Source organism: Christensenella sp., from assembly GCF_034927525.1.
GTDB lineage: Bacteria > Bacillota > Clostridia > Christensenellales > Christensenellaceae > Christensenella.
The window spans coordinates 1-4,541 of sequence record NZ_JAYFPU010000192.1; the positions used below are offsets into that span (position 1 = coordinate 1).

The 4,541-nt window shown below is 52.7% G+C and carries 6 protein-coding genes; 5 read left to right on the forward strand and 1 reads right to left on the reverse strand.

Annotated features, from left to right (window positions below; all coding sequences use genetic code 11):
* The first annotated feature begins 86 nt into the window (after positions 1 to 86).
* The 3 genes from VB081_RS07850 to VB081_RS07860 are packed head-to-tail and all read left to right on the forward strand — an operon-like array spanning position 87 to position 2,808.
* Positions 87 to 986 carry a ribokinase gene (locus VB081_RS07850; protein ID WP_323400269.1) on the forward strand — a complete coding sequence of 300 codons (900 nt, stop codon included), beginning with the start codon at positions 87 to 89 and terminating at the stop codon, positions 984 to 986.
* Positions 983 to 1,615, forward strand: a complete 633-nt coding sequence (locus VB081_RS07855) for a class II aldolase/adducin family protein (RefSeq protein ID WP_323400270.1) — start codon at positions 983 to 985, stop codon at positions 1,613 to 1,615. Before VB081_RS07850 ends, VB081_RS07855 begins: the two co-directional genes overlap by 4 nt.
* A 20-nt stretch (positions 1,616 to 1,635) precedes the next feature.
* The gene (locus VB081_RS07860) at positions 1,636 to 2,808 is read left to right on the forward strand and encodes an iron-containing alcohol dehydrogenase (protein WP_442872715.1); all 1,173 of its coding nucleotides are present in this window, start codon (positions 1,636 to 1,638) and stop codon (positions 2,806 to 2,808) included.
* A gap of 85 nt (positions 2,809 to 2,893) precedes the next feature.
* Here the strand turns inward: VB081_RS07860 and deoC are convergent, their stop codons facing one another.
* Positions 2,894 to 3,598 carry a deoxyribose-phosphate aldolase gene (gene deoC, locus VB081_RS07865; protein WP_323400272.1) on the reverse strand — a complete coding sequence of 235 codons (705 nt, stop codon included), beginning with the start codon at positions 3,596 to 3,598 and terminating at the stop codon, positions 2,894 to 2,896.
* Between the two features lie 159 nt (positions 3,599 to 3,757).
* Here deoC and VB081_RS07870 point away from each other — a divergent pair, with 159 nt between their 5' ends.
* Together VB081_RS07870 and VB081_RS07875 are read left to right on the forward strand one after the other, a co-directional pair.
* On the forward strand, positions 3,758 to 4,162 hold the full coding sequence (locus VB081_RS07870; protein ID WP_323400273.1) for a PaaI family thioesterase: 405 nt from the start codon (positions 3,758 to 3,760) through the stop codon (positions 4,160 to 4,162).
* Positions 4,163 to 4,298: 136 nt separating this feature from the next.
* Positions 4,299 to 4,541: ATP cone domain-containing protein (locus tag VB081_RS07875; RefSeq protein WP_323400274.1), on the forward strand; the 243-nt coding region annotated here is incomplete at its 3' end.

Genomic DNA, 4,541 nt, shown 5'->3' on the forward strand with positions numbered 1-4,541 from the left:
AATTATAAACAGAGATAGGCACAAAAGTCAACATAAAGCACATATGTAATTATTCGGAATGGGGTGTAGTCAAAGTGATCACACATGTGGGAAGTATTAACGTAGATTATATCGTACATAATAAGCGGTTGCCGGTATTGGGGGAAACGGTATTTGGCGATTCGCTGAGCATGGCCATCGGCGGCAAGGGAGCGATACAGATCGGTGCAGTCGCGCGGCTTGGCGTACCTACCTGTTTTTTGAGTATGATGGGGGAGCTTGACCCGAATTTGCCGCTTTTGAAGGAAGACCTTGCGTGGGCGGGCGTCAATTGTGAGCGTATCGGTATGGCAAAGGATATGTTTTGCGGGTCGGCCTTTGTGCTGGTCGAACAGGGCGGCGGCAACGCGATCAGCATCGTGCACGCGGCGGACAGGGCGGTAACGCCCGCGTATGTGGAACAGAACCGCGACGCGATCAGGGACGCAAAGGTGGTGATGACCGAATTTATGCCGCCTATGGAAACGTGCGAATATGCCATGAAGATGGCAAAGGAATATGGCGCGGTGACCATTGTTAACCCCGCCCCGGTGAAGGAGATACCGGAGAGCTTTTACCAATATATTGATATCATCACACCCAACGAAAGCGAAGCGGCAGGATATTGCGGGTTTGAGGTGGACGACGAAAAAAGCGCGGCAGAGGCTTGTGCGTTTTTCCACGGCAAAGGGGTGAGGAATGTAGTCATCACGCTGGGGGAGCGCGGTGCATTTGCGTCGGACGGAAAAAGAGCAGAGATGATCGAGGCTTACAAGGTGAAGGCAGTCGATACGACTGGCGCGGGGGATTCGTTCAACGCGGGGCTTGCTGTCGGGATATGGAAGGAAAAAGACCTGTTTACCGCGGCGCGGTTCGCGAACGCGGTATCTTCTGTCAGTGTGCAGAGGAAGGGTTCGTTCCGGTCGATCCCTACTTATGAGGAAGTTGCGCGGGTGTTTGCGCTGTGAAAGGAACGGGAATGGATAGTGAAGCGATCAGGGAAGTGCTGCGCGTTGCACGGCGTATGGATGAGAAACAGCTGACCAACGCGTATGAGGGGAATGTTTCCGTGAAGCGCGATGGATACTTATATATCACGCCGTCGGGAAAGAACAAGGAATGGTTGACGGGCGAAATGATCGCTGTGTTTGACGGGCAGGAGAGGCAGGTCGCGGGGGTATATCCGCCGTCTTCTGAGCTGAAGATGCATGCCGCGATGTATGGACTGCGCGAGGATATCGGCGGGGTGGTGCATTCGCACGCGCCTTTTCTGACTGCGTTTGCCATGTGTAATATGCCCTTTGTATCTCATGCGCACGCGGAGCTTTTGTGGGATCACAAAGAAGTGGAAGTCCTTCCTTACGGCCGTCCCGGGTCTGAGGATATTTATGCCGGCGCCCGGGACGTGCTTGCAAAAGGCAAGGACATCATGCTGCTTTCAAACCACGGTGTGCTGACTGTGGGGAAAACGGCTTACGATGCGCTCAATAAGCTGGAATCTGTGGAGAGCGCGGCAAAGATATGCGTGATATCCCGGCTGATCGGCAAGGAAAACGATCTGCCGGCGGACGAGGTAGAATTTCTGCTGAATTTATAAAAAAGGAATGGTGAGGGAAAATGTTTAGTGTGGATCATTTTATACCGACGCGGGTCGTGTTCGGGAATGGAAGGCTGGAAGAACTGAAAAGCGTGGCGCTGCCCGGTAAGAAGGCGCTGCTGTGCGTGCTGCGGGATGGATTCATCGAACCGTCGGGGCTGATGGCGCAGGTGATCGGGCTTCTTGCAGCAAACGGTGTGGAGGTCGTGATCAACGATCATGTGATGCCTAACCCGACACGCGAGGACGTGATGAAGGGCGTTGAGATAGCACGGCGCGAGGGCTGTGATTTTTGCGTCGGGCTTGGCGGCGGCAGCACCATTGATACGGCCAAGGCGGTCGCGATCATGCTGAAAAACCCCGGCGACCTGTGGGAGTATGCCAACACCGGTTCGGGCGGGCGCAAGGAGATCAGCAGTGCGGCGCCGGTGGTGGCGATCTCGACCACGGCGGGTACGGGTACGGAGACCGATCCGTATTGTGTGATCACCAATGAAAAAACGGGAGAAAAGCTCGACTTTGCGGTGGATGCGATCTTCCCGCAAATATCGTTTATCGATCCGCAGATCACGACGTCGCTGCCACGGCATTTGACGATCTATCAGGGATTCGACGCATTTTTCCATGCAGCGGAGTGTTACATTGTCAACCAGAACAAAAATAAGCTGGTCGACATGTACGGTGCGGAATCTGTGCGGCTGGTTACCAAATGGCTGCCCGCCGTCGCGGAAGACGGAAAAAATGAGGAAGCGCGTACGAATATCATGTTTGCGGCCGATGTGCTGAGCGGATACACGCAGGCGCTGATCAACACGACCTCGCACCACATCATCGGGCAGTGCTTGGGCGGACTGTTTCCCAAGCTGCCGCACGGGGCGAGCCTGATCATACTGGCGGAGGCGTATTATAAAAAGATCAAGGCGCTTGTGCCGGATATGCTGGAGCAGCTCGGCACGATCATGGGAGAGCCGTCTGTCGCCGGGGATGTGGGACAGAACTTTATAAACGGGCTGGTGAAGATGCTTGACATAACGGGCGTACGCGAGCTGCCGTTGTCGGAATATGGCATGGAGCGGGGAGATTTTGAGCGCGTCGCAGATATCGTCGTGGACGACGTAGGCATTGATTCTGTGGATATTTACGAGCTTACCAAAAACGATATTATCGATATTCTCACGCAGTCTTACCGATAGACTGTCAAACAGCAAGAGAGCCGTATCTTTGGATGCGGTTTTTTTGCGCACAAAAAAGGAGCGCGCCTGCGCCCCCGGGCAATCGTTATTTGATGTAGTCCATCAGGCTTTCGCGCCCAAGACGTGTGTCTATTTCGCGCAGAATGGGCTGTGCGCTGCGTACGCCGAGGCCGAAGCGGTGTGCGCCCGCGTCGATCATTTCGAGCATCGTATCCACATCGCGGATGCCGCCTGCCGCCTTGATGAGGGCGCTGTCGCCGATCGCGTCTTTGATGATCTTTATCATGTGCACGGTCGTAGGCTTATCATGCAGCCCTGTGCTTGTTTTGACGAACTTCGCGCCCGCGCCAACCGCGAGTTCGGCGGCTGTGGCGATCTGCTTATCGTCTAAGAATGCTGTTTCGATGATGACCTTTACAGGGACTTTGACCGATTCGCACACGGTCGCCATGTCCTGCTTGGCATATTTCTGGTTGCCGGACAAAAACGCGCCGACGTTCATGACCATGTCGATCTCCTGCGCGCCCATCAGCTCGAGCTGCTTTGCCTCGTATACCTTGGCGGACGTGAGTTCTCCGCCGAAGGGAAAGCCGGTGACGCTGCCGTTCAGTACATCGTCATACCCGAGGGTATTTTTGATCGTGTAGGAAAGATAGCACGGAAAGGCAATGGTCGAAGCGCAATGGTACGCTTTGGCGATATCGCATACGCGGTCGATGTCACGAAGCTGTGAATCCGCATAAATAGAAGTCATATCGATCATTCTGGGAAGATCTTCAAGTGAAAACATAAGCAAAACGCCTCCAAAAAGTCATTTAAAACAGTATCATCATAAGCGAGAGCATAGGCAATGTCAATGGGAAAAAGCAAAAAAAATTTGTCAAAAATATACAGTATCTATCAGGAAAAAGTAGTATAATGGGGACAGTTTGGCAAGGAGGAAAATACATTGGATATTGAGCGCGTAAAAAAGTTTTTTGAGAGGGATCGGTTTGTGAAAGGGCTGGGCATCGTGATCGACAGTGCGGACGAGGGCGAGTGTGTGTGCAGCGCTGTGATCGAGGATAAGCACCTCAATGCGGGCAATGTGGTGCAGGGAGGCATGATCTTTACGATCGCGGATTTTACGTTTGCGGTGGCGGCGAACTGCAAGCACGGCAACGTGGTATCTCTTTCCAACAATATCACATACAACAGGCCACCCAAGGGAGCGAAGCTGATGGCGCGCGCAAAGGAGATATCTGCGACGCGCAGGACGTGCCTTTACGGGGTACAGGTATGCGACGAGCTTGGTACGAACGTCGCCTATGTGACAGTGACGGGATTCATCAAGGAGGGCAGCATCGGGATTTGAAGCGGTAAGCGCGGTGTTTGGTTGTTTACTAAATGTAGTATGGATTTATTTTTTGAAACACGATATATTGTGGACATATCGGTTTATCTATGTTAATATGTTTTTTGGAATCATCAATGAAAAAGGAGAAACCGGTATGCAGGTAATCAAGAGAGACGGCAGCTGTGTGGAGTATGACAGAAGCAAAATTGCGACTGCAATCCGTAAGGCAAACGCTGAGGTAGAAGAGACAGAAAAAATAGCGGATGAGAAGATCGAGGCTGTTGTCGACAGCATCGAACAGAAGAATCGCAGCCGGATGCTGGTCGAGGATATTCAGGATATCATCGAGCAGAAGCTGATGGACGAAAAGAAATTCGTGCTTGCGAAAACGTATATC

What these genes read in the sequence shown, in the direction of transcription:
- VB081_RS07860 (WP_442872715.1), top strand. Translation starts at nt 1,636, where the DNA reads ATGTTTAGTGTGGATCATTTTATACCGACGCGGGTCGTGTTCGGGAAT.
- deoC (WP_323400272.1), bottom strand. Translation starts at nt 3,598, where the DNA reads ATGTTTTCACTTGAAGATCTTCCCAGAATGATCGATATGACTTCTATT.